Source organism: Variovorax sp. JS1663, assembly GCF_002157355.1.
Lineage (GTDB): Bacteria > Pseudomonadota > Gammaproteobacteria > Burkholderiales > Burkholderiaceae_C > Variovorax.
Genome location: NZ_LYMK01000032.1, coordinates 31,953 through 56,230, shown reverse-complemented (window position 1 = coordinate 56,230; position 24,278 = coordinate 31,953). Strand labels below are relative to the sequence as shown.

Here is a 24,278-nt window from a genome sequence, read left to right as displayed (position 1 = left end):
ACATGACTGCAAAACTGATCGAACTCGAGGTTGCCGACGGCGTCGCAACGCTTTGGCTGAACCGTCCGGAGAAGCGCAACGCCATGAGCGATGACATGCGCACCGAATTCATCTCCGCGCTGGAGCACGTGAACCACGACAAGGCGATCCGCGCCCTCGTGCTGACCGGACGTGGCAAAGGCTTCTGTGCAGGCGGCGATGTCGCTGGCATGGAGCGGCGCATGCAAGCCCCTGCAGGCGAGGTCGGCTTCAACGGCTGGGCGCGGCAGCAGCGCGTGCATCACACCCAAACGCTTCTGCTCACCATGCCCAAGCCGACGATTGCCGCCGTCAATGGCGCCGCCTCGGGCCTGGGCGCGGACACGGCGCTCGCCTGCGACTTCATCATCGCGTCGGAAGCGGCCAGCTTCACCTGGTCCTACATCAATCGCGGTATCGTCCCGGACGGCGGCGGAATGTACTTCCTGCCACGCCGCGTCGGCCTCGCCCGCGCCAAGGAACTGATCTTCAGCGGCCGCAAGGTCGAGGTGGACGAGGCCCTCAAACTCGGCATCGCCGATCGCAAGACCGATGCCGGTGCCCTGGTGGCCGATGCCCAGCGTTGGGCTCGCGAGATGAGCAAGGGCTCCGCCACGGCGCTCGCCTTGGGCAAGACCATCCTCAACCAAAGTTTCGAGATGTCGGCGCACCAGGTGTTCGCCCAGGGGAGCCAGGCGCAAGGCATCTGCTACACCAGCACCGAGCATCGCGAATCGGTGATGGCCTTCCTTGCCAAGAGCGCCGAGAAGAACGGGAGCACGAGATGAGCGGACTCGAATCGATTGCACGACTACTCAAGCCTCGCAGCGTCGCCGTGATCGGCGCATCGGCCGACGCCGCCAAGACGGCCGGTCGTCCGGTCGCCTACCTGCGCAAGCACGGCTTCACCGGCGACATCTACCCGGTCAACCCGCGCGTGGAAACCATCGATGGCCTGCGTTGCTACCCCGATATTGCGTCCCTGCCCGGCGTGCCGGATGTGGGCATCGTCCTGCTCGGCGCCGAGCGAGCCCATGTGGCGGTGCGTGACCTGGCGGCGCGCGGCACCGCGGCCGCCATTGTGCTGGCCAGCGGCTACACCGAGACCGGCAACGAGGGCGCGCGTCGCCAGCAGCAGCTGATCGAAGCCGCCGGCCCGATGCGCATCCTCGGCCCGAATACGATCGGCCTGGTCAACCTGACCGACAACATCGTCCTCTCCGCCAGCGGCGCGCTGGAGATGGAGCACTTCCCGGTGGGCTCGATCGGGGTGGTGTCGCAAAGCGGCGGCATCCTCGGCGCGCTGCTGTCGCGCGCCGCACCGCGCGGCATCGGCCTGTCGAAGTTGATCTCGACCAGCAACGAAGTCGACCTCGACATCGCGGACTTCGTCGACCACTTGGCGGACGATCCCGACACCAAGGTCATCGCCCTGTATGTCGAAAGCGTCCGCAACCCCGAGAAGTTCCGTGCCGCTGCACTCAAGGCGGCGCGTGCGGGCAAGCCCGTGGTGGCCTTCAAGATCGGGCGTTCCGAGGCGGGTGCCCGGGCTGCCGTCTCGCACACGGGTGCGTTGGCCGGCGCTGATCGGATGTACGACGCGCTGTTCAAGGACGTCGGCATCATCCGGGCGCAGACATTCGGCGAGCTGCTGGACATTCCGGCGGCCCTTGCCACCGGGCGCGTATTGCGCGGCAACCGCGTGGCCATCCTCACCTCCACAGGTGGCGCAGGCACCTTGGTATCCGACAGCCTGGGCGTGTCCGGTTTCGAAACCCCGTCGCCCGACGCGGAAACGGCGGCGCGGCTGCGCGCGCTGCAGACCGGCGACCACGCCGCGCTCGACCGCAACCCAATCGACGTCACGCTCGCCGGGTTGCAACCGGACCTGCTGCGCGGCGCGATCAGGACGCTGCTCGACAGTCCCAGCTACGACGCGCTCTGCATCATCGTCGGCTCGTCCAGCCTGGCCATGCCGGAGCTGATGGCGAATGCGATCAAGGACTGTCTGCCGGCGAGCGACAAGCCGGTGATCGCCTATGTCAGCCCGCATGCGCCGGAGGTCGCTGCCATCCTGACGCAAGCCGGCGTGCCCGCGTTCCCGGCCGCCGAGAGCTGTACGGTGGCCCTCGACGGCATGCTTCGGCAAGCGCGGTGGAAGGCGCATCCCGAGGCAACGGCTGGCGAAGCGGTGCCTGTCGCGGACCTGCCGACGGGCTCGCTCGACGAAGCGCAAGCCAAGCAGCTGTTCGCTCGCTTCGGCGTGCCCTGCGCCGCCGAGACCATCGTCACGACGCCGCAGGAAGCGGAGCAGGCAGCGCGCGCCTTCGGTGGCCGTGTCGTGCTGAAGGTGCTCTCGGGCGAGATCACGCACAAGAGCGACGTGGGCGGCGTGGCCGTCAACCTCGCGGCCGAGCAGGTGGGTGCGCGTCTGACCGCGATGGCCGCCGAGGTAAAGGAGAAGACGGGCATCGTGCCGCAGCGCTTTCTGATGCAGGAAATGGTGTCCGGCGGCACCGAAGTGATCCTGGGCATGCATCGGGACCCGCTCGGCACAGCGATCCTCGTGGGCATGGGGGGCGTCACCGCCGAACTGTTCAAGGACACGACGATGCGATTGCTGCCCGCCGAGGGTGGTTTGGGGCGCGAACAGGCCGTGGAGATGTTGCGCGAACTCAAGACCTGGCCCTTGCTCGATGGCTTCCGCGGACGGCCCAAGGCCGATGTGGACGCACTGGCCACGGCAATCGTCGCGTTCTCCCGCATGACCGCGCAACTGGGTGAGCGCTTGATCGAAGCCGAGATCAACCCGGTTTTCGTCCTGCCCGAGGGACAGGGCGTGCGCGCGGTTGACGGGGTCGCGGTGCTCGCGGGCGAGGCGGCATGACGGCGATCGAAGCGCTGGCCAGCAGCGCCGAAGCGCTCAATGCTCAACCGCTGCGCGAGGACATCGCGCACCACGCGAAGCGCGCGGTCATCGACTGGCACGCCTCGCTCTTTCCCGGGCTGGCGACGCCACCGGTGCGACTGCTGGAGCAGGCGTTGTCCGAGGATCTCGATCGCGGCAAGGCGCGGCTGGCGCTGGGACGTCGCGCGACGACCCGAACCGCAGCCTTGATCAACGGCACGGCGGCGCATGCCGCCGAAGTCGACGACAGCTTCCGCGACGCGATGTACCACCCGGGTGCGGCCACCATCGCTGCGGCGCTCGCAGCCGGACAGTCCGCCGGGGTCGATGGCGCGACCTTCCTGCGTGCCGTCGTCGTCGGCTACGAGGTCTCGACCCGCATTGGTGTCGTGTTGGGGCGTTCGCACTACAAGTACTGGCACAGCACCGGCACCGTAGGCACGTTCGGTGCCGCCGCAGCGGCGGCATCCATCCATGGCTTGGAGGCTCAGGCCTTTGCCCACGCGCTCGCCACCGCGGGCACCTTCGCGGCAGGACTGCAGCAGGCGTTTCGCATGGACTCGATGTCCAAGCCTCTGCACGCAGGACGCGCTGCCGAGGCGGGCGTGCTTGCCGCCGACCTGGCAGCCAGCGGGCTGACGGGTTCGCTCGACATCCTCGACGGCGAAGCGGGGCTGGGGCAGGCCATGAGCGATGGCCCTGACTGGACCCGCGTCGCCTCGACCTTGGGCGAGGACTTTCACATCGCCAGGCTCACCTTCAAGAACCATATCGGTTGTGGCCACACCTTCGCGGCGATCGACGGGGCGCTCGCGTTGCAGGCAAGGTACCAGGTGAAAGCCGAGGACATCTTGCGCATCCGGATCGGTACGTATCGGCCCGCGCTGGACATCGCCTGCTACGAGCGGCCGGCAACCGCCAACGAGGCGCGCTTCAGCCTCAGATACGTGGTCGCGTCGGCCCTCGTGCATGGAAGCGTGCGCATGGCAGCCTACGAGCCGGCGCGCCTCGACGATCCAGCGACGCGCGCTCTGATGGAACGGATGGAGGTGGCCGTGGACCCGGAGCTCGACGCCGCCTTCCCAAATCAGCGTGCCGCGAGGATCGAATTCGAGATGAACGACGGCCGCCGACTCAGTCATCTGCAGCCGAACAGGAAGGGCGATCCCGAAGAACCATTGAGCGATGCGGACCTGTCTTCGAAGCTACTGGAGCTCTCGACGCCAGTCATCGGCATTGAACGCGCTCAGGAGTTGGTCCATAGACTCTGGAAGTTCGACTGCGCAACCGACCTGAACGCGTAGCCATGGAAATTCAGATAACTCTTGCTGAGTCGGCGAGGGCACGAAGCGAAGCGGTCGACCGCTTGATCGCCGGGACCAGACGTCCAGACTAGCACTTGGCCAGGACTGCGACGGGCCCTGCACTGCCCTTCGCGGCCTGCGTGCGGCCGAGGTCCAGCACCGGCGACAACGGTTGGCGTCCCAGCTTGGGGCACACGCATCCGCTTGGTGCACCCCCGGGCAAACCCGCACATTCTGGCCCTGCAAGTCGCCGCCCCGTGGCTCTTCGCCGCCGGGCGGCCTTTGCCTATCTTCGACCTCGGGCCACGACGGCCCACGTTCCCCCCGTCGAACATCACGAGGTCACGCATGTCCCCCTTCCCGTTCACCCGCCGCGCCGCGCTGCTGGGTTCCGCCCTGCTCGCCGCCGGCACGCTGGCCGCGCTGCCCGCCATCGCCGACGAAGCCCCCAAGCGCGGAGGCACGCTGGTGATCGGCAACACCCAGACCCCGCGCCACCTCAACGGCGCCGTGCAGTCGGGCATCGCGACCGCCCTGCCCTCGACCCAGCTCTTCGCGAGCCCGCTGCGCTTCGACGACAAGTGGAACCCGCAGCCCTACCTGGCCGAATCGTGGAAGCTCGCGGAGGACGGCAAGTCGCTCACCCTCAACCTGCGCAAGAACGCGGTGTTCCACGACGGCAAGCCCGTCACCTCGGCCGACGTCGCCTTCTCGATCATGGCGATCAAGGCCAACCACCCCTTCACCACCATGATGGGCCCCGTCGAGAAGGTGGACACGCCCGATCCGTACACCGCCATCATCCGCATGAGCACGCCGCACCCGGCGATCGTGCTGGCCATGTCGCCTGCCCTGTGCCCCATCCTGCCCAAGCACATCTACGGCGACGGCCAGGACCTGAAGAACCACCCGCGCAACAGCGCCGACGTGGTGGGCTCGGGCCCCTTCAAGCTGGTGGAGTTCAAGGCCGCGCAGCGCATCGTGCTGGAGCGCTTCGACAAGTTCTTCCTCCCCGGCAAGCCCTACCTCGACAAGGTCATCGTCAACATCACGCCCGACATGGCCAGCCTGATGCTGGGCCTGGAGCGCGGCGACGTGCAGATGCTGCCCTTCGCCAGCGTGCCCACCGACCTCAAGCGCCTGGCCAGCAACCCGCAGGTCACGCTCACGCCCAAGGGCTACGAAGGCATCGGCGCGCTGAACTGGCTGGCCTTCAACCTCACGAAGAAGCCGCTGTCGGACCTGCAGGTGCGCAAGGCCATCGCCACCGCCATCGACAAGAACTTCATCGCCAAGGCACTGATGGGCGGCTTCGCCACGCCGGCCGACGGCCCCATCGTCGCCAGCAGCCCCTTCGCCGTGACCGACCTGGTGCGCTACCCGGTGGACCTGAAGAAGGCCGCCGAGATGCTCGACGCCGCCGGCTACAAGGCCGGCGCCGGCGGCGAGCGCTTCAAGCTCACCATCGACTACCTGCCCGGCGCCGACGACCAGCAGAAGACCGTGGCCGAGTACATCCGCGGCCAGCTCAAGAAGATCGGCATCACCGTCGAGGTGCGCGCCTCGGCCGACTTCCCGGCCTGGGCCAAGCGCATGGCCTCGCACGACTTCGACATGTCGATGGACCTGGTCTTCAACTGGGGCGACCCGATCATCGGCGTGCACCGCACCTACCTGTCGACCAACATCAAGCCGGTGGTGTGGACCAACACCCAGAGCTACAGCAACCCGAAGGTGGACGAGCTGCTCAACACCGCCGGCGGCATCATCGACCCGACCAAGCGCAAGGCCTACTACGCCACCTTCGAAAAGATCGTCACCGACGAGCTGCCCATCGTCTTCATCAACCAGGTGCCCTACCACACGGCCGCGAGCAAGAAGCTCCTGAACGTGCCCGCCAGCATCTGGGGCCCGATGTCGCCCTTCGACGAGATCTCGTTCAAGTAAGCAGCAACCAGGAAAAAGGAGCACGGCATGCCGCGCTACATCGCATCCCGCCTGCTGCAGGGCCTGGCCCTGGTGCTGGCGGTGGTGGTGCTCAACTTCGTGCTGGTGCATGCCGCGCCCGGCGACCCGGTGGAAACCATCGCCGGCGCCAGCGGCGGCATGTCGCCCGAGCTCATGGCGCAGCTGCGCACCCAGTACGGGCTGGACAAGCCGCTGCCCGTGCAGCTGGGCGTCTACCTCGGCAAGGTGATCCAGGGCGACCTGGGCTACAGCTACTTCTTCAACCTGCCCGTCACCTCGATGATCCTCGAGCGCGTGCCGGCCACGCTGCTCCTGGTGCTCAGCGCGGTGATGCTGGCCTTCCTGGTGGGCACGGCGCTGGGCGTGCTCTCCTCGCGCAAGCCCAACGGCCTGCTCTCGCAGTTCATCACCGTGCTGTCGATGGTGGGCTTCGCGGCGCCGGTGTTCTGGGTCGGGATCATGCTGGTGATCCTGTTCGCGTCGATGATCCCCATCCTGCCCGTGGCCGGCATGCGCAGCATCGACTCCACCGGCGGCGGCATCGCCGACGTGCTCGACGTGGCCCACCACCTGGTGCTGCCCACCGTCACGCTGGGCCTGGTGTACCTGGCGCAGTACAGCCGGCTCTCGCGCTCCTCCATGCTCGACGTGCTGGGCTCGGACTTCATCCGCACCGCGCGCGCCAAGGGCCTGGCAGACCGCGTGGTGCTCTACAAGCACGCGCTGCGCAACGCCCTGCTGCCGGTGGTGACGGTGCTGGGCCTGCAGTTCGGCAACGTGCTGGCCGGCGCGATCCTGGTGGAGACGGTCTTCAACTGGCCCGGCCTCGGCCGGCTCGCCTTCGACTCCGTGCTGCGCCGCGACTACCCGACCATCCTCGGCGTGCTGCTGTTCTCCTCCATCGTGGTGGTGGTGATGAACCAGGTCACCGACCTGTGCTACCGCTTCATCGATCCGCGCATCAAGACATCATGAGCAAGACCGCCATCCTTCCCGCCGCCGCCATGCCCGCGGCCCGCCCGATGCCGCGGGTCGAGCACCCGGGCACCGAGGCCCTGCGCATGTTCATGCGCAACCCCTCCGCCATCGCCGGCATGGTGATGCTGCTGCTGATCCTGCTGGTCGCGATCGCCGGCCCCTGGGTCTACCCCGCCGACCCCTTCGAGATCCGCTCCGCCCCGCTCACCCCGCCCTTCAGCGAGGACGCCTGGCTCGGCAGCGACTACCTCGGCCGCGACGTGCTCACCACCTTGATCTACGGCGGCCGCGCCACGCTGCTGGTCGGCGCGGTGGCGGCATTGCTGTCGGTGGCCATCGGCATCACGCTCGGTGCCTTCGCCGGCTACTACGGCGGCAAGGTCGATGCCGCGCTGATGCGGCTGACCGAGTTCTTCCAGGTGCTGCCCGCCCTGCTCTTCGCGATGGTGGTGGTGACGCTGTTCTCGCCCTCGCTGGTCACCGTCACGCTGGCCATCGGCATCGTGAGCTGGACCTCCACCGCGCGCCTCACCCGCGCCGAGTTCATGAAGTACCGGGGCCTGGAGTTCGTACGCGCCGAGCGCGCCATCGGCGCCAGCGACGCCCGCATCATCTGGAAGGTGATCCTGCCCAACGCGCTGCCGCCGCTGGTGGTCTCGGCCACGCTGGCGGTGGGCGCGGCCATCCTGTTCGAGGCGGGCCTGTCCTTCCTGGGCCTGGGCGATCCCAACCAGATGAGCTGGGGCCTGATGATCGGGTCGAGCCGGCAGTACGTGCTGTCCTGCTGGTGGGCGGTGGCCTTTCCGGGCGCCGCCATCTTCCTCACCGTGCTCGCGGTCAGCCTGATCGGCGACGGCCTCAACGACGCACTGAATCCGAAGCTCCGGGAGCGTTGACCATGCCCAACAGCCAACACCCCCTGCTGAAGGTCGAGGACCTGCACGTCGAGTTCAAGACCCGCCGAGGCCAGGCCCTGGTGCTCAACGGCGTGGACTTCGCGCTCTCCCCCGGCGAGACCCTGTGCGTGGTCGGCGAATCCGGCTGCGGCAAGAGCATGACCGCGCTGGCGCTGCTGCGCCTGATCCCCTCCCCGCCTGGCCGCATCAGCGGCGGCCGCGTGCTGTTCCAGGACGAGGACCTGGTGCAGGCCAGCGAGGCGCGCATGCGCGAGGTGCGCGGCAACCGCATCTCGATGATCTTCCAGGAGCCGATGACCTCGCTCAACCCGGTGTTCACCGTGGGCGACCAGATCGCCGAATCGCTGCAGCTGCATGCCGGCCTGAACATCCACGCGGCGCGGCAGCGCGCCATCGAGATGCTCAAGCAGGTCGGCATCCCCGCGCCCGAGCGGCGGGTCGACGAATACCCGCACCAGCTCTCCGGCGGCATGCGCCAGCGCGTGATGATCGCGATGGCCCTGGCCTGCCGGCCCGACATCCTGATCGCCGACGAGCCGACCACCGCGCTCGACGTGACGGTCCAGGCCCAGATCTTCGACCTGCTGCGCGAATTGCAGCGCGAGAAGGGCACCGCCATCCTGCTCATCACCCACGACATGGGCGCGGTGGCCGAGATGGCCGACCGCGTGATGGTGATGTACGCCGGCCGCGTGATCGAGCAGGGCAGCACCGAGCAGGTGCTGGGCAACCCCGGCCACCCCTACACCCGCGGCCTGATCGACTGCCTGCCCGAGCTGGGCAGCAGCAGCCTGGGCGAGGACCGCGAGGAGCTGCCCGAGATCGCCGGCGTGGTGCCCTCCATCTGGGAGCTGGGCAGCGGCTGCGCCTTCCGCGAACGCTGCCCGCATGCGCTGGCGCGCTGCGCGACCGAGGTGCCGCCGATGTTCGACCTGCGTGCGCCAGCCATTCCGCTGCACCCCGGCGTGCACCACGGCGCGGCCTGCTGGCTGCATGCCGACGCCGAACACACCCTCCAGGAGGCCGCATGACCGCCAGAGAAACAGACACCCTGCTGACCGTCAACGACCTCAAGGTCCACTTCCCGCGCAAGGCCAGCTGGGGCCGCAAGCCCGAGGTGGTGAAGGCGGTGGACGGCGTCTCCTTCCAGGTCCGCCGCGGCACCACGCTGGCGGTGGTGGGCGAATCGGGCTCGGGCAAGACCACCACCGCGCTGTCGGTGATGCGCCTCGCGCCCATCACCGGCGGCCACGTGCAGCTGGGCGACACCGACCTCGGCACGCTCGAAGGCGAGGCCTTGCGCCGGGCCCGTTCGCGCATGCAGATCATCTTCCAGGACCCGTTCTCGTCCCTCAACCCGCGCGAACGCGCCGGCTCGGCCGTGCGCGCGCCGCTGGAGCTGATGAAGATCGGCACCCCTGCCCAGCGCGAGGCCCGCGTGGCCGAGCTCTTCGAGGCGGTCGGCCTGCGGCCCGAGCAGCAGCAGCTCTTTCCGCACCAGTTCTCCGGCGGCCAGCGCCAGCGCATCAACATCGCGCGGGCCCTGGCCACCAACCCCGAGCTGGTGGTCTGCGACGAGCCCGTTTCCGCGCTCGACATCGCCATCCGCGCCCAGATCCTCAACCTGCTCGCCCGCCTGCAGCGCGAACTGGGCCTGACCTACCTCTTCATCTCGCACGACATGGCGGTGGTCGAGCACCTGTGCGACGACATCGCCGTCATGTACCTGGGCCAGATCGTCGAGCGCGCGCCGCGCCGCAGCTTCTTCGCGCGGCCGCTGCACCCCTACAGCGTGGCCCTGATGTCCGCCGTGCCCACCGTGGCCGGCGGCCGCCGGCGCGCCGCCAACCGCATCAAGCTCACCGGCGACCCGCCCAGCCCCATCGACCCGCCGCCCGGCTGCCGCTTCGCCGGCCGCTGCCCGGTGGCCGAGCCGGCCTGCCGGGCAGAGCTGCCACCGCTGCGCGAGGTCGCGCCCGACCACTGGGTGCGCTGCCGCCGCGTCGACATCTTCGAGGGTCAGCCGCGCCCGCCCCTGCGCCTGCAGCCGGTTTGAAACCGGCGCACCATCCGTCCATCCTTTCCGTCGCTCCTTCCACCGACCCCATGACCGCCATCACCGTCTACGCCGCCCGCAAGATCATCACCATGAACCCCATGCAGCCCGAGGCCACCCACGTGGCGGTGCGCGAGGGGCGCGTGCTGGCGGTCGGCACGCTGGACGAGATCCGCGCCTGGGGCGAGTTCACGCTCGACGAGCGCTTTGCCGGCAAGGTGCTGATGCCCGGCCTGGTCGAGGGCCACTGCCACCTCAAGGAAGGCAGCATGTGGGACTGGACGTACCTCGGCTGGTTCGACCGCCGCGACCCCGAGGGCCAGGTGTGGAGCGGCCTGCGCTCCATGGACGCGGTGGTCGAGCGCCTGGCCGAGGTCGCCCGCAAGATGGACGAGCAAGGCAAGCCGCCGGGCGAACCCCTCATCGCCTGGGGCTTCGACCCCATCTACTTCGGCGGCGAGCGAATGACCGTCGCGCACGTGGACCGCGCCAGCGCCACCCGCCCCATCGTCATCGGCCATGCCAACGGCCACCTGATGAACGTCAACACCGCGATGCTCGCGCTGGCCGAGATCACGCGGGACAACGAGGTCGAAGGCGTGGTCAAGTTCGCAGCAGGCGACGCGAACGAGGGCGAACCCACCGGCGAGCTGCAGGAGCCCGCCGCCATGTTCCTGGTGCTGCGCAAGATCGGCAACGCCGGCCTGCTCGCGCCCATGACCGCCGACGGCGTGCGCTCCTTCGGCCGCCTGGCATGCATGCAGGGCGTGACCACCGCCACCGACCTGGTCAACAAGCTCACCCCCGAGGACTGCGGCGTCCTCGAGACCGTGACCGCCGAGGACGACTGCCGCGTGCGCATCCTCCCCGCCTTCCAGGCCTTCCACGGCACCCATGGCGCACCGCAGGGCGCGGAGCACGTGTTGAGCCTGATCCCGCGCAACACCGACCGCCTGCGCTACGGCCTGGTGAAGATGATGCTGGACGGCTCCATTCAGGGCTTTTCCGCGAGGCTGCGCTGGCCGGGCCACTTCAACGGCGCGCCCAACGGCATCTGGGTCACCGCGCCGTCGCAATACGAGGCCGACTTCGAGGCGTACCACCGCGCCGGCCTGACCATCCACACCCACACCAACGGCGACGAGGCCAGCGAGGCCGCCATCGACGCCATCGAGCGCGTGCTGGCGCGCGCCCCACGCCCCGGCCACCGCCACACGCTGCAGCACGGCCAGATGATCGACGCGCCCCTGTTCCGCCGCATGGCCGCGCTGGGCCTGAGCGCCAACCTGTTTGCCAACCACATCTGGTACTGGGGCGACCAGCACTACGAGATGACCATGGGGCCGGACCGCGCGAACCGGCTCGATGCCTGCGGCAGCGCGCTCGCGGCCGGCGTGCCGCTGGCCATCCATTCGGACGCGCCTGTCACGCCGCTCGGCCCCTTCTTCACCGCATGGTGCGCCGTCAACCGCGTGACGCCCAAGGGCCGCCTGCTTGGCGCGAACGAGCGCATCAGCGTGCCGCAGGCCCTGCGTGCCATCACGCTGGGCGCGGCGTGGACCCTGAAGCTGGACCACGAGATCGGCAGCATCGAATGCGGCAAGCGGGCAGACTTCTGCGTGCTGGAGGACGATCCGCTGGAGGTCGAGCCGATGAAGCTCAAGGATGTGCGCGTGTGGGGCACGGTCCTCTCGGGGCGCGTGTTCGAGGCCGGGCGCCACTGAGGCATTGCATGACGACGAGGCCTGCGGCCAGGATCCCGCTCACCGTCATCGGCGGCTTCCTGGGCGCCGGCAAGACCACCCTGCTCAACCGCTGGCTGCGCGAGGCGAAGGGCCGGCGCATGGCCGTGCTGGTCAACGACTTCGGCGCGCTGAACATCGATGCCGCGTTGATCGAGGGCGCGAGCGGCGACACCATCGCGCTGACCAACGGCTGCGTGTGCTGCCAGATCGGGGACGACCTCTCGCGCGCGCTGATCCAGGTGCTGGAGGCGCCAACGCCTTTCGACGCAGTGGTGATCGAGGCCAGTGGCGTCTCCGATCCGTGGCGCATCGCGCAACTGGGCATGGCGGCGCCGGAGCTGGCGCTGGAAGGCGTGATCGTGCTGGTGGACGCGGGGGCGGTGCTGGCGCAGGTGCGTGATCCGCTGTTGACCGATACGCTGGAGCGGCAGGTGCGGGCGGCGGATCTGGTGGTGGTCAACAAGACCGACCGTGTCGGGGCGGATGAACTGGCGCGGGTGCGCGATTGGGTTTCTGCGACAGCGGGGAAGACACCGCGGTTCGAGACCTCGCAGGCCCAACTGCCGATGGTGCTGCTCGATGGCCTGTCGCTGGCAGGCGCACGGGGCACCTGTGCCGAGCCGGGCTGCACGCACGAGGACCACGCAGACCATTCGCATGCGCATGCCCATGACCACGGCACGTTGTTCGATACCTGGTCCTGCCGGCCCGCACAGGTCTTCGATGCAGGCACGCTTCGCGCATGGCTGCGCGATGCGCCGGCCGGGTTGCTGCGCCTGAAAGGGCTGCTGCGCACCGGGGAGAACGAGTGGTCGGAGGTCCAGTTCGCGGGGCGGCATGGGATGCTGCGCAAAGCCAACGCGCCATTGGACCGAGCGGCCCTGGTGGCGATCGGCTTGCGAGGATGCTTACCGGTGACGGCGTTGGAAGCCGTATTTATGCGAGGCACAGAGGCCAACGTGCAGGCCTGAGTCAGCTCAAGAGACCCGACTGACCGCTTCCGCCGGGGATATTCCGATGGCCTTGCACACCCCGATGAACTCGACGACATCCAGTTGGCGTTCGCCGTTCTCGTACTTCGAGACAAACGACTGGGGCCGCTTCAGCCGCTCCGCAACCTGAGCCTGCGTCAGCCCAGCAGCGGCACGCGCCTCGGCCAGCAGGCTGGAAAGCTTCTTGTAAGTTGGATGGAGGCCGCGCGACACGCGGGCGAAAGTACATCCTGTTTTAGAATATCCCAATTCAGGATTATTTGGGCGCTCAGAACTGCATCGAGAGGACAGATGAACTACGCGGAGTCCCTCTCGCTGTTACGCAGGATCGCCCTTGGTCCCCTTCCGTGCATCCTGACTGACGATCACGATTTCGAGGGCGTCAGCCTCCTCGTGCATGCCGGGCTTCTGCAAGCAACCATGCAAGTCGTCGCGGGCCCAATGGGTGGGTTCCCGCAGGTAGGTCTCGTGGTTCGCGAGATCACGCACTTCGGCTGGGCGGCGCTTCGAAGCAAAGCTCCAATTCTGTCTAGAAGGTGCAGTGGAACGACGAAGGCATCTGCGGGCGGTTGACACGAACGTCCGGGTCAGACTGGTTGCGGAAGTTCACCAGCGACTGCTTGGGGGCACCTCATTGCTGGACAACTGTGCCCTGACGACCACGAGCAAGGACTACGGCAGCATCAAGACCCGATCCTTGCCGCCTTTGCCGTCGCGGACGCAGATCGCCGGTGACGGAAATCAACGTCCTTGACGCACAGGCCCGGCACCACGGATAGCGCCGCCGAACGATCTTGACGTCCGGGGCTGCGGCCGCACTATGTTCGTCGAGCCAACGCGCCGGACACAGGGGGTCAGCCTGCCGCGGCGTCTTCCTCAACCTGAGGGCTGCGCACCAGACTGATGGTCTTAAACGACTCTCCCAGGAAGCTGAACTTCTTTGAAAACAGGGATGCCACTCGAGTGTCTGCCGTCGCAAAGAAGATTTGCCGACCCGAGTTCACAGCCAGGTCGCGCAGGTAGTCAAGGAACGACAACGCATTGAGGTCGTCGACGTGCGCAATTGGGTCGTCGATAAGCAGGACTGGCGGCGCTGACGCGGCCGTGCAATTCCTGGCAAGGAAGATTGACAAAGCAAATGCCGAACGCTGCCCGGTGCTGACCTGGTCCAGCGTGCGGGCGTCATGTCCATCCGCGGTCTGCAGAAGAACGTCGGGGCTGCCGACGTACTCGTACTCTCGCGGCGAATGGATGCGCGAGAACACCTCGTTGATTTGGTCGCCGATGGCGTCAAGCGCCTCCCGTGTAGCGTTTTCCAGCGAAGCGTTCTCAATGAGGTCGTCCAGGATCTTGCCGGCCTCAAGCAGCGCCGTCTCCTCGTTGCGATACTTCCCAAGGCTGAGCTTCCAGTCTTGAATCTTTTTCGGCAAGTCCCGCTGCTCGGCCGAGCTTTCCGAATCGCTGCGTGACGCTTCATCAGCTTGCTTGAACGCGGAGGCCACGGCAGCGATGCGTGCCTGGACCTCGACGAGCGGGACATCGTCTCCAACGTCAAGGTAGGAACGAAGCCCAGAGGCATTGCTTGTCGCGGAGAGGAACTCATCTCGCAGCGCCACAAGCGATGCGAACGTGCCGATGATTGCTACACGTGTGACCCAGCCGTCCAGGTCGACAGCCTGAGCGAAGTCTAGGATGGAACGGGCAAGAGCCTCGATGTTGCGGCGGCACTCGACAAGTTCCTTTTGGTTCGCTTCCACCGATTCCGACTGACGATTGCGTTCCGCAGACGCGATGTCGGCAGTCAAATCGTCCGACTCAAGCTCGAACAGCCCGGAGATGCGACCCCACACCAGGTCGGCCTCGGTGCTTGAGAAGCCTTCATTGCGCAGGTCCTGCCCTTCCTTGGTGACGCGCTGGAGTTCCTGCTGCGCTTGGTTCGCCCGCTCGCGCAACGCAACCAGTTCTTCAACGACTTCCATGGGCGTGGTCCCCTTAAGCTGCAACTGCGCCGCATACTTCTGACAGAGCTCAACCGCGCTCGCCGCCCGCCGCGCTTCGTTCGCCTCGTCTCCTGCCAGGCGCAGCGACTCCGCAAGAGCCTTGACCTCCTCAGTGGTCTCCGGCCCTGAGGTGAGATCCTCGATGAGATGCATTAATGCGCCGCTAGCGTGCACCGTGCGGCAGACCGGGCACATATCCGGGTTCTCCGACGACTTGAGCGCTTCCATCGCTGCGCCCTTCAGCTTCGCGGCCGCCGCAGCGCGGGCCGACGCGGCCCTGCCATGAAGATCCAGGGCTTGCTGGGCGCGCGTGAACCTCACTTGGGCGGCAGTGGTCGCTTCGCCCGCGGCCTGCACGGCATCATGCAGTTGGAGAGGCGCGTACTGCTGCGGTACCTGCGGCAGGTCACCGACGACCAAGCCTCCAAGACGCGTGGCTAGTTGCTCCATAACCTCGCGGGCCGACTTGTATCGCCGGCGCACGTCATGAAAACCAACGGACTCATAGGCAATCCAGCGGCCCAGGTTTCTGACGATGACCTCAAGCTCCTCAATCTTCGAGACGAGTTGCTTTTCTTCCCCAACGTGCACCGCGAGCTGCGTCTCGACCGGCCTTGCGTTGCTGACCGCGGCTTCCAGTTGCACCGAGCGCTGCTCGACATCCTTGATGGTTCGAGCTGCGCCTCCCAGGGAGACCAGCGCTTGCACGTGCGCCAGCGCGGCGAGAAGCTCCTGACCTTCCCTCGACGTCGGCATGCTGGCTTCAGATGGCCGCTTCCAACCGAGACCTGCCAGCGCAGCTCGATAGGCGTCCGTCAGCGTTTTCGCCGTGGACGGCTTGCCCTGTAACTCCTTCAGCCGCCGCTCCAAGACCGTCAACTCCGCCTGCACCCCATCGGCGCGGCGCTGCGCTTTGTCCCAGGCCTTGTCCACGTCGGCGCGAATCTTCTGAAAGTAGTCGAACGTCGTCGCAGCTGACGAGCCGACCAACAACCGGCTCAGCTCAGTGGTGATGTCATCTGGTTTCAGCTTACCGGACAAGCGATACGCTGCATCGGTGTCAAGGAAGTTGTAGAGCGAAAAGCTGTCAACGATGTCGGCAACGTTGTGCTCCTTGCGGTTGTACCAAGCAAGATTTCGAGCCTTGATGCGCGGTCCGTCTCCAGTGGATGAAAGCTCGACGGTGCTGCCGCCCATGCTAGGCACCAGCGTTGCTTTGAGGCGAACCGGCCCGACGGCCGCGCTTCTGCGGTTGTCCCCGCAGTAGAAGTACTCGACGGCCTCGAGCAAAGACGTTTTCCCGCTCCCGTTCGCGCCCACGAGCAGCGTGACGTCGCCGAAGTCAAAGCTCTTGCCGTTGTGTATCGGCCGGAACGACGCAATATTCAAGCTCAGCAGCTTTGACGTCGCCAGCGGTGTGTCGGCGGCATTTAGCTCCTTGACCCGCTGCTTTGCCGTCGAAGTCCCGCCTGCTGCGCGCTGGGCAATCTTCTCCACTGCGGCGGTGCGAGGGGTAGGAGCGTCAAGCAACAGATCGAGCCCGCCCGCTGAGAGTCGCTGCCGCCAATCCGTCAGCACGTCATAGGTGCTTCCGTGTTCCGCAGCATCGAACAGCTTCGGCCCTCCAAGCAGGGATTCAAGGTCATCCTGCGAGATGACGCGCTTGCGCGCGTAGTCCCTGTCCGCCTCGATTGCAGCCTTCGCCGCAGCGAACTGAGGATTCGACTTTGAGTTGGGGCCAGCGACGAAGTAGAGGTACTTGTTCCAGCGCAGGTCACCAGGCGTGTCGAAGAAGTCGTCAGCGAGGACGCGTTCCTGGAACTCGCGCAGGTGCAGCGAGCGCTCCACCACGTCATCGGCGAAGTCCACGTAGGCAACGGCGTAGGTCTGCTCGCCGAGCTTCTTCTCGCCGCGCACGACGGAATCGTCAACATCGTGAAGCCCGACGAGAAGGCGATTCAGCGATTCGCGCGCAGCTTGCATCTCAGGCATGTCACTACTCCCCTGTGATGGACGCCATGCTGCTTCCATCGTAGGTAAATTGAATCTGCTGCTTGATGTCGAAGAACTTCGTGTCCCCAGCGACTGTGCGATAGCAGATGGCGACGCGGGTCTCGTTGCCCTTGTTCTCTCGTCGCAGAAGTTCGAACGCGTTTTCGCTAATCTGCTTGACCACATCCAGCGGCGGGTTCGTGCCGAGGTAGGCCACCAGGGCCGGACGAGCACCGACCTTGGTCACGTTGGTGTTGGGCGATTTGGGGGACCAGCTGATAGAGGCTCCGCCGCCGGCAAGGTCCTTGATTTGCGGCGGCAATGTCGCCGTCTGGAGGATGTGTCCCAGGACCGTAACGCGGTTGATGCGCTTCTGACGTTCCTCAGTGGCTGCGGCATCCCGGTCGAGCTGAAGCGTGGCGCGACCCACGACTTCGGTCTCTGGGATGCGGCACACGTCCAGGTTGTCCACGCGGTGCCACTGCTCCTTCATGGTGTGAGGACCGCATGAAAGGGAGATGGCTCGTTCGATATGCAGCCGGTCCTTGATGTCAGTCAGGCTTTGGAACGCTGCGGTGACTTCCGGGCTCGCGTTGATGATGGCGCTCCACCCCGTCTCTGGGCAGCTTGTGCTCTCCAGCCATGTGCCAGCGTCGGCGTTCCAGGTGAACCGCGTATCAAGTTGCGGGCCGATGAGCACGTCGTGGACCGCGGCGCCGCCTTGCAGAACCTTGGGTACCGTCAGCGCAAAAATGGCCTCGTCATAATGGAAATGCAGGACGTGCCGCTTTTTCTCATGCCGGGTGTAGTACAGGCCCTTGGCCTCGTTGCTGGCAACCTCGTCATCCTTTACCGAGCAGCGTCGTTCTGGCAAGTACCAGGCCGAGCCGCTCTCGTTCTTCCACTCATGCGGCGCATGGTCTGGCGCGTCGTGTTGGACGACGTTCTGAGCCCAGTTCAGGCAGATGATGTCGCAGTCGGTCGTGACCGGGCTGCGCCGGAAAACCTCACTCCGGTACCGGCGGTAGTCGGTTTGCCTGGGCTTTGGGTTCAGCTGGATGTGGATGAGGACGGTTCTGTCCGACAGCTTCTTGTTCGCATCAGCGTCCTCGCCGAGGTCCAGCGCGTCGGAGCAGATGATTGTCGAAAGCTTGATGTAGCCGTCCTTGCCCCGGAACCGGTAGATGGCTCGGCCGCAGCGCAATTGCTTGTTCTCAAAGCCGTGGTTGTCGCGTGAAGGCGCGGTCTTGAACTGGAACAAGACGACCCGCTTGAAGTTCTTGTCGGCGTCCCGGGTTATGAAGAAGTAGGCGACAGGGTCGAAGTAGTTGCCCTGAACTGCCGGAGCGGGGTCCTCTTCGTAGATGACGTCGCAATGTCCGGCGCAGTCCTCCTTGAAGCTTGCGAGCCGCGCGGGCGTCATGCTTTCGCACCCAAGCACCCAAAGGGCGCCCTCAGCGGGGAAGGGCCCGCCCTGCGCCGCCTTGGCCAAGGAACTCACTGGAAGGAAGTACTCTGGGATGACCACGAGTTGGTCGCCGCGTTGTGCAGCCAGCGTAAGGAAGGCGTCGGCCTGGGCGGCCGCGCCGGCCAAGTTTAGGGGGCCAATTCGCTGAGTATCCGCGTAGATAGGACCCGACGGCTGAAGAAGCAGCGCGCGGTAGCTCTGATGCGTTGCCTGGAGTAGCGCCAAGTCTGGAGTCTCCAGACCCCGCAAGGCAAGAACATCCTCGACGTCACTGATTAAAACAGGCGAACCCACATTCTTTCCTTAGGCGGTATCCGCCCTTTTCTTGCGAAGATGGTAGCAATTTGTTGCAGACCAGTGCAGTGCCAAGAGCGTCTGGGCCATTTCCGGCCTGGAGCCTGCGAATATCTGGCGAGGAGACAGCAATCCCAACACGTGAAGCCGCCGCTCCCGGTTCAGCTTCAAAGTTGAGCGACAGCTTCAGGTCGCTGAGTTGGGCGAGTCGACAGACCGCAAACGCTGCAATGCAGTCTCGCAAGCATGGGACGAATGTCGGTGCAATCGCACCATCGGGGGCTCACAGAGCGCCTCGCACTGCGTTCGCTCCCAGCAGTTAGCTTGTTCGCGCTCCATGCTGCGGCCCGGCGGGTGGGCGTGTCGATGGGTTCACTGCGAGGCCTTCCACAATGCCACGTACGCTTTCAAGCCGAACTCGATTGTCTCCCCCGTGGCCCAGAAGAAGAACGCGCCGACGGGAATGCGGTCCTTGTCGATGTCAAGCTTCAGTCGCGTGTAGTCCGAGAACTTCATGAACAGATACAGGGGACCTCCGACGGCGACGATCGCGCCAGCGACGACGCCGACCGCGAGCAGCAACTGGATCAGGGCGACCATCAGCACCATGACGCCCCTGGCGAAGAAAAAGTAGGTGCTCCACACGAAAGCGAGCCAGCTCCACAGCCAGTGCTCGAGGCTGCTGAAAAAGCTGCGGAAGTTCTCCAGGAAGGCTTGCCCCGAGTAGTCGGGCAGTAACCAATCGACGTACGGATTGGTGTTCGCCCACGCCGAAACGGCCTCGAACGGACGGCCCATGGTCACGATCCATGCCTCTGGAATCACCCACTTCTCGAGCGCCGCTGCAACCATCCCGGCAACAATGAAAGCAAAAACCGTCGCCAGGTAGGCGAAAAGTTGATCCTCCTTGAGGCTCAACATCATGACGGTCGAAATGAGGCCTCCAAACAAGAAGAAGAGGAGGAACAGGTAGGGACCCGCCTTGACCAGCAAGGCCACGCACACGTTCAGAACAACCAGAGTGACCAGGAACGCCTTGATCAGCTTCGGCAGCCTCCCGACCAGCCATGACTCTGTCCTGGCGCGCCGCTCCTTGGACATGAGCTCGAATGCAGCCGCCGGAACCGCCGAAAACTTCAGCAGGGCGGCGATGAATTCGAGGAGCGCCTGTTGCGATGTCATCGATTGCTGCTCTTTACCTTCCGGTCGCCGGTTGATCTCCGATCTTGCTTCCCGCTGCATGCAGACCAGCCGAACTCCGGCCCGCGTTCTGCCCACTCACACGGTCACATTCGGCGTCTTGAACGTCCCCCGAGCCTTCGCCGCCTGTGCCTTCGGCTCATCCAGCTCCCAGTGCCACGGCTCCTTGTTCACGGTGCGTACGAAGCCAAACCCCGTCGCGCGCCGCTTCAGCCACTCGTAAGTCGGATTGCCATCCCCGCCAGCCACGGCAATGTCGAACGCAATGCCGTTCTGATGCTTGGAGAAGCCCGGCTTCGCGGCAGTATTGAAGCCTGGCAACCCGCGCACGAATCCATCGTGCAAAAACTTCTGCTCCGGATAAGAGCGGAATCCACTGTTGAGCGTGATGGGTACGCCCTCACCCGCTGCCGCCGCGACCAGCGCCATGTAGGCGTCGATGGTCTTCAAGGCCAGGCGCTCGATGTCGAGTCGGCTGTCCACGATCGAGACCAGGTCGAGCTGCCCCAGGAACTCGCCGTTCGACCAGGCGGCGTTCGGCCCGAATCGGCTTGCGCCTGGTTCAGGCCGCACGATGCCGATCGTCTCGTTCATGAACTTGCCATCCAGGTTGCGCGTCGAGGTCCAGCCGAGCGCCTGGATGCCATCCGCCGACGCAGCGCGGCCGAAGACGATGATGCTCTGGCTGCCCGCTTCCACGACGCGGATCTCGGTGATCCTGACTTGGCTGCCCTGGGGAATGGTGCGGACCTGGCCGCCCGCAGCCAGGGCGAAAGCCATCAGGTCGTCGTCACGGCGCAGCCGCGCATCGGGGTCGCTGACGACGAAGGTCTTGTCCTTGAAGCTTTCCGCAGCATCCATACAGCCTCCGTACGGGGTGACGTGAACGGGCGTCCATTGCAGGCACGCGGCGCAACACTACGCCCGGCGCGGCGCCGCGTCATCCCGTCGATTGGGGAGGCCCGCCACCCCCGTCCGCCGCCAGCTGGCGGGTGGCGAGCCTTGGCCGCGTTTAACCACGTTTAACCACGTCCAACCAAGCCCGCACCTCGCGGCGTCCTGCAGGCGGATATCGTCACTCACGCCCGGCAGTTTCCTCCCCGGCGGCGGTCTTTCTCTTCGATCCGTCACGCAAGCTGCCACACGGCCCGCAGGGCCTCGACGGCGGCGAGGATCGCCGGATCCCCGTCTCTGCTAATGGGATAGACGAATGAAAGGCGGCTGTGCTCGCGCAGCTCCGACACGAACACCAGCTCGCCCTTCATGACACCGGTACTCGCCAGGTCCTCGCGAATGAGACCGATACCGACCCCGGCCGCCACCAACGACTTGATCAGGAGTTCATGGTCGGCTTCGACGAGTTCGACGGGCTTGATCGCCTGCTCGCGCAAGATGTTGTCCACCATTTCATGGTTCGCGCTGGGCTTCGTCGTGCGGATCCAGGGCAGCAAGGCGATGTCGGACCACGAAGCGCCTTCGATGCGGCTCTTCCAGCTCGCAGGTGCCACCAGCCTGAAGGCCAGCTCGGTCATGACGAGCGCGGACGTGTTCTGCGGCGTCGTCTTGCCCAGCGTGATGGCGGCATCGATGTCGCCCGCCTGGAGCGCCGAATGAAACCATCCGATCCGGCCCACCTGCAGGTCGATGCGCAGGGCGGGGTGGCGAATGACCATCTCGCGCATGAACTGTCCCACGCGGATGAGATCGGGATCGAGCATGACGACGCCGATCTTCAGGCGACCCTCGATCTGGCCTCGCAGTGCCTTCGCCTTGTGGGTAAAGCTGGAGAAGGCATCCAGCGCCGCCTCCGCCACGCTGACGAGATCCTGCCCCGCCTGCGTGAGTTCGATGACCGAAGTGGTGCGCGCGAACAGTTTCAGCCCGAGCGTTTCCTCCAGGTTCTTCAATTGGCCGCTCACGGCGGGCTGCGTGATGTGAAGTGCCTCCGCGGCCCGCGTCACGCTGCCGAATCGGGCCACGGTCGCAAAGGTGCGGAGATGTCGGATGTCCATGTGCGAGTCGTTCGAAGTGGATGCAATGCAGGCCGCGGCTGCAATTTACGCGCCTGCGGCTCCAGGTCCCATGCGGGTTTGCGCGCAGCAAGCCGCGCTTATGAGCCGCATCGGGAAATGCGATTGGCTCGCGGCCGCGTCATTGCCTAGAGTCCCGGCATCGCTTGACCCACAGGAACTCCGATGCCACCGAACTTCGATCAAGAGCCGCTGCTGCTCACGCCGTTCAAGCTGCGCTCCGTCACGCTGCCCAACAGGATGGTCCTCTCGCCGATGCAGATGTACAAGGCCAAGGACGGCCTGCCGACGGACTGGCACGTTCAGCACCTCGCGAAGTTCGCGGTCGGCGGATTCGGGTGCGTGTTCACCGAAGCGCTCTGCGTCGATGCGGCAGGACGCAACACCTACGGGGACATGGGTGTCTGGTCCGACGACTTCGTTCCCGCGCTGCGCAAGATCGCGGAACTGCTGCGCAGCTGCGGCGCGGTGCCCGCGGCGCAGCTGCATCACTGCGGGCCCAAGTCGGCGAGGCAGCGCCCCTGGGAAGGCTACGGTCCGCTGGGCGCTGCGGACGCAGAGCGCGGCGACCCCGCCTGGCAGCCGCTGGCGCCGTCGGACAACGCCAAGGCCGTGGGCTGGCACCGCCCGAAGAAGATGACGGAGTCCGACATCGCGCAGGTGGTGGAGCAGTTCGCCGCCGGTGCCCGGCGCTGTGCACGCGCAGGCTTCGACATGCTCGAAGTGCATGCCGCGCACGGCTACCTCATCCACTCCTTTCTCTCGCCGCTCGGCAACGAACTCGGCGGCCGCTACGGTGGGTCGCTGGAGAACCGCATGCGCTTCGCGCTCGAAATCGCCGAAGCCGTGCGCGCGAACTGGCCCGAGGAGAAACCGCTCTCGTTCCGCCTGTCCTGCGTGGACGACAGCGGCAACGACAGCGAAGGCTGGCAGATGAAGGACACGCTGGTCCTCGCCCGCGAACTGAAGAAGAGAGGCGTGGACATCATCGACTGCTCCTCCGGCGGCATCGGGCTTCCGCCGACGGCCAGGATCGTCGCGCGTTCGCCGATGTTCCAGGTTCCGTATGCCGGGCAGATCCGCCGCGAATGCGAGGGCATCCCGACCATGGCCGTCGGCCTGATCCGCACCGCGCAGGAAGCGGAGAGCGTGCTGGCGCGCGGCATGGCGGACCTGGTCGCGATCGCGCGCGAGGCCCTGTTCGATCCCAACTGGGCGCTGAAGGCGGCGGTCGAACTCGGCGGCATCGACAAGTTCAGCGCCGTCTGGCCGCCCAGCTACGGCTGGTGGCTCTACCGCCGTGCGCGTTCCCTGGCCCTGGCCGAGCAGGCCTGAATCATCCCCACCCACAGGAGATCCAACGATGAGATTCCATTCCAAGCTCGTGTCCGCCTTCCTCCTGGCGGCATCCTTCACGACTTCGTTCGCCGCCGAAAAGCTCGTGGTGAGCGCCTTCGGCGGGATCTGGCAGCAGTCGATCGAGAAGAACTTCGGCGCCTGCTACAAGGACGCGACGAAGAACGACATCGCGATCCAGCTCGGTGACCCGGCCGCCTGGATGAACCGCATACGCGCCAATCCGTCCGAGCCGCCGATCGACATCATCACCCTGGCGCAGGCAGACACCATGCGCGCCATCCGCGCGGGCATGCTGGAGCCGCTGCGCAGGGACAAGCTTCCCAACCTGAAGCAGATCCCCGCGTCGCACTACGAGGTCTGGAAGGACCAGGCCGTGCAGGTGCATACCGCGGCGCTGGGCGTGCTGTACGACAAGTCCAAGGTCGGCGAGCTTCCGAAAGACTGGCGCACCCTTCTGGACAACATCGCCGCCGGCAAGTACGGCAAGCGCGTCTCGATGCCGGCGGGCACCTATGCGTGGGGACCCGATTTCATCTGGTTCGTGTCCCAGGCCTACGGCGGCAACGTCGACACCGGCTTCGCCAAGTTGAAGGCCATGATGCCCAGCGTCGTGAAGTTCTGGACGGAGCCGTCGGAGGCCATCAACCTCTTCGCCAACAAGCAGGTCGACATCCTCGTCTACTGGGACGGGCGCTCCCACGACTTCATCGAGAAGGGCAACGCCTGGGCCGGCTACTACAACCCGGGCCCGAAATCACTCGGCACCGCGGTGTCCTTCGCGAAGGTGAAGAACAGCTCCGAGGCGGGATGGGACTTCATCAACTGCGCCCTCGGTGCCAAGGCCCAGCTCGGCCATGCGCAGACGCTCGGCTACGGCATCACGAACAGCACGGTCGAGTATCCGGAGACCCTGAAGGGGCGCATCACGCCCACGGCCGACATGGTGTTCGTGCCCTACGACCGGGTCCTGGACCAGTTTCCAGCCTGGATCGACAGGTGGAATCGCGAGATGCGGTAAGCGCGCCGGCAACCACATCCAGAGGAATCAA

At 66.0% G+C, this 24,278-nt stretch carries 18 protein-coding genes; 12 read left to right on the top strand and 6 right to left on the bottom strand.

The features are described 5' to 3' along the window. The first annotated feature begins 2 nt into the window (after window positions 1–2). The 10 genes from A8M77_RS23830 to A8M77_RS23785 all read left to right on the top strand — a co-directional run bounded on the left by A8M77_RS23830 (window position 3) and on the right by A8M77_RS23785 (window position 12,865). Window positions 3–806, top strand: a complete 804-nt coding sequence (locus tag A8M77_RS23830; RefSeq protein WP_086923993.1) for an enoyl-CoA hydratase/isomerase family protein — start codon at window positions 3–5, stop codon at window positions 804–806. Beyond that, complete coding sequence (locus A8M77_RS23825; protein WP_086923992.1) at window positions 803–2,905, top strand: acetate--CoA ligase family protein; 2,103 nt, start codon at window positions 803–805, stop codon at window positions 2,903–2,905. The genes A8M77_RS23830 and A8M77_RS23825 overlap by 4 nt, the downstream gene beginning before the upstream one ends. Beyond that, entirely contained in the window at window positions 2,902–4,230 is a 1,329-nt protein-coding gene (locus A8M77_RS23820) for an MmgE/PrpD family protein (RefSeq protein ID WP_086923991.1), read from the top strand. Before A8M77_RS23825 ends, A8M77_RS23820 begins: the two co-directional genes overlap by 4 nt. A 348-nt stretch (window positions 4,231–4,578) precedes the next feature. Beyond that, on the top strand, window positions 4,579–6,177 hold the full coding sequence (locus A8M77_RS23815) for an ABC transporter substrate-binding protein (protein ID WP_086923990.1): 1,599 nt from the start codon (window positions 4,579–4,581) through the stop codon (window positions 6,175–6,177). Window positions 6,178–6,204: 27 nt separating this feature from the next. Next, complete coding sequence (locus A8M77_RS23810; RefSeq protein ID WP_086923989.1) at window positions 6,205–7,173, top strand: ABC transporter permease; 969 nt, start codon at window positions 6,205–6,207, stop codon at window positions 7,171–7,173. Further along, complete coding sequence (locus tag A8M77_RS23805) at window positions 7,170–8,072, top strand: ABC transporter permease (RefSeq protein ID WP_143694747.1); 903 nt, start codon at window positions 7,170–7,172, stop codon at window positions 8,070–8,072. The genes A8M77_RS23810 and A8M77_RS23805 overlap by 4 nt, the downstream gene beginning before the upstream one ends. Window positions 8,073–8,074: 2 nt before the next feature. Continuing rightward, entirely contained in the window at window positions 8,075–9,124 is a 1,050-nt protein-coding gene (locus A8M77_RS23800) for an ABC transporter ATP-binding protein (protein WP_086923988.1), read from the top strand. Then, entirely contained in the window at window positions 9,121–10,149 is a 1,029-nt protein-coding gene (locus A8M77_RS23795) for an ABC transporter ATP-binding protein (RefSeq protein WP_086923987.1), read from the top strand. Before A8M77_RS23800 ends, A8M77_RS23795 begins: the two co-directional genes overlap by 4 nt. Window positions 10,150–10,199: 50 nt before the next feature. Beyond that, a complete protein-coding gene (locus tag A8M77_RS23790) occupies window positions 10,200–11,873 on the top strand; it encodes an amidohydrolase (protein WP_086923986.1) in 1,674 nt (557 codons plus the stop codon). Window positions 11,874–11,881: 8 nt separating this feature from the next. Continuing rightward, window positions 11,882–12,865 carry a CobW family GTP-binding protein gene (locus A8M77_RS23785; RefSeq protein ID WP_086923985.1) on the top strand — a complete coding sequence of 328 codons (984 nt, stop codon included), beginning with the start codon at window positions 11,882–11,884 and terminating at the stop codon, window positions 12,863–12,865. A gap of 6 nt (window positions 12,866–12,871) precedes the next feature. Here the strand turns inward: A8M77_RS23785 and A8M77_RS23780 are convergent, their stop codons facing one another. The 6 genes from A8M77_RS23780 to A8M77_RS23760 form a co-directional block, all read right to left on the bottom strand. Next, a complete protein-coding gene (locus A8M77_RS23780; RefSeq protein WP_086923984.1) occupies window positions 12,872–13,099 on the bottom strand; it encodes a helix-turn-helix domain-containing protein in 228 nt (75 codons plus the stop codon). Between the two features lie 641 nt (window positions 13,100–13,740). Beyond that, window positions 13,741–16,878, bottom strand: a complete 3,138-nt coding sequence (locus tag A8M77_RS23775) for an AAA family ATPase (RefSeq protein ID WP_158100989.1) — start codon at window positions 16,876–16,878, stop codon at window positions 13,741–13,743. Between the two features lie 4 nt (window positions 16,879–16,882). Continuing rightward, the gene (locus tag A8M77_RS36205; RefSeq protein ID WP_158100988.1) at window positions 16,883–18,571 is read right to left on the bottom strand and encodes a hypothetical protein; all 1,689 of its coding nucleotides are present in this window, start codon (window positions 18,569–18,571) and stop codon (window positions 16,883–16,885) included. Window positions 18,572–19,012: 441 nt separating this feature from the next. Continuing rightward, window positions 19,013–19,882: a hypothetical protein gene (locus A8M77_RS23770; RefSeq protein ID WP_143694746.1), complete on the bottom strand. Its 870-nt coding sequence runs from the start codon at window positions 19,880–19,882 to the stop codon at window positions 19,013–19,015. 36 nt (window positions 19,883–19,918) lie between these two features. Continuing rightward, on the bottom strand, window positions 19,919–20,701 hold the full coding sequence (locus tag A8M77_RS23765) for a M15 family metallopeptidase (protein WP_086923981.1): 783 nt from the start codon (window positions 20,699–20,701) through the stop codon (window positions 19,919–19,921). A gap of 266 nt (window positions 20,702–20,967) precedes the next feature. Beyond that, entirely contained in the window at window positions 20,968–21,852 is an 885-nt protein-coding gene (locus A8M77_RS23760; protein ID WP_086923980.1) for a LysR family transcriptional regulator, read from the bottom strand. A 183-nt stretch (window positions 21,853–22,035) separates the two neighbouring features. On the opposite strand from A8M77_RS23760, the gene A8M77_RS23755 reads away from it, so the two are divergent. Together A8M77_RS23755 and A8M77_RS23750 are read left to right on the top strand one after the other, a co-directional pair. Next, window positions 22,036–23,205, top strand: a complete 1,170-nt coding sequence (locus tag A8M77_RS23755; protein WP_086923979.1) for an NADH:flavin oxidoreductase/NADH oxidase — start codon at window positions 22,036–22,038, stop codon at window positions 23,203–23,205. 28 nt (window positions 23,206–23,233) lie between these two features. Beyond that, entirely contained in the window at window positions 23,234–24,247 is a 1,014-nt protein-coding gene (locus A8M77_RS23750; RefSeq protein ID WP_086923978.1) for an extracellular solute-binding protein, read from the top strand. The last annotated feature ends 31 nt before the right edge of the window (window positions 24,248–24,278 follow it).

Excerpts from the sequence above, each read along its gene's own strand:
- A8M77_RS23830 (WP_086923993.1), top strand. The coding sequence starts at position 3 with ATGACTGCAAAACTGATCGAACTCGAGGTTGCCGACGGCGTCGCAACG.
- A8M77_RS23825 (WP_086923992.1), top strand. The coding sequence starts at position 803 with ATGAGCGGACTCGAATCGATTGCACGACTACTCAAGCCTCGCAGCGTC.
- A8M77_RS23820 (WP_086923991.1), top strand. The coding sequence starts at position 2,902 with ATGACGGCGATCGAAGCGCTGGCCAGCAGCGCCGAAGCGCTCAATGCT.
- A8M77_RS23815 (WP_086923990.1), top strand. The coding sequence starts at position 4,579 with ATGTCCCCCTTCCCGTTCACCCGCCGCGCCGCGCTGCTGGGTTCCGCC.
- A8M77_RS23810 (WP_086923989.1), top strand. The coding sequence starts at position 6,205 with ATGCCGCGCTACATCGCATCCCGCCTGCTGCAGGGCCTGGCCCTGGTG.
- A8M77_RS23805 (WP_143694747.1), top strand. The coding sequence starts at position 7,170 with ATGAGCAAGACCGCCATCCTTCCCGCCGCCGCCATGCCCGCGGCCCGC.
- A8M77_RS23800 (WP_086923988.1), top strand. The coding sequence starts at position 8,075 with ATGCCCAACAGCCAACACCCCCTGCTGAAGGTCGAGGACCTGCACGTC.
- A8M77_RS23795 (WP_086923987.1), top strand. The coding sequence starts at position 9,121 with ATGACCGCCAGAGAAACAGACACCCTGCTGACCGTCAACGACCTCAAG.
- A8M77_RS23790 (WP_086923986.1), top strand. The coding sequence starts at position 10,200 with ATGACCGCCATCACCGTCTACGCCGCCCGCAAGATCATCACCATGAAC.
- A8M77_RS23785 (WP_086923985.1), top strand. The coding sequence starts at position 11,882 with ATGACGACGAGGCCTGCGGCCAGGATCCCGCTCACCGTCATCGGCGGC.
- A8M77_RS23775 (WP_158100989.1), bottom strand. The coding sequence starts at position 16,878 with ATGCCTGAGATGCAAGCTGCGCGCGAATCGCTGAATCGCCTTCTCGTC.
- A8M77_RS23770 (WP_143694746.1), bottom strand. The coding sequence starts at position 19,882 with ATGCAGCGGGAAGCAAGATCGGAGATCAACCGGCGACCGGAAGGTAAA.
- A8M77_RS23765 (WP_086923981.1), bottom strand. The coding sequence starts at position 20,701 with ATGGATGCTGCGGAAAGCTTCAAGGACAAGACCTTCGTCGTCAGCGAC.
- A8M77_RS23760 (WP_086923980.1), bottom strand. The coding sequence starts at position 21,852 with ATGGACATCCGACATCTCCGCACCTTTGCGACCGTGGCCCGATTCGGC.
- A8M77_RS23755 (WP_086923979.1), top strand. The coding sequence starts at position 22,036 with ATGCCACCGAACTTCGATCAAGAGCCGCTGCTGCTCACGCCGTTCAAG.
- A8M77_RS23750 (WP_086923978.1), top strand. The coding sequence starts at position 23,234 with ATGAGATTCCATTCCAAGCTCGTGTCCGCCTTCCTCCTGGCGGCATCC.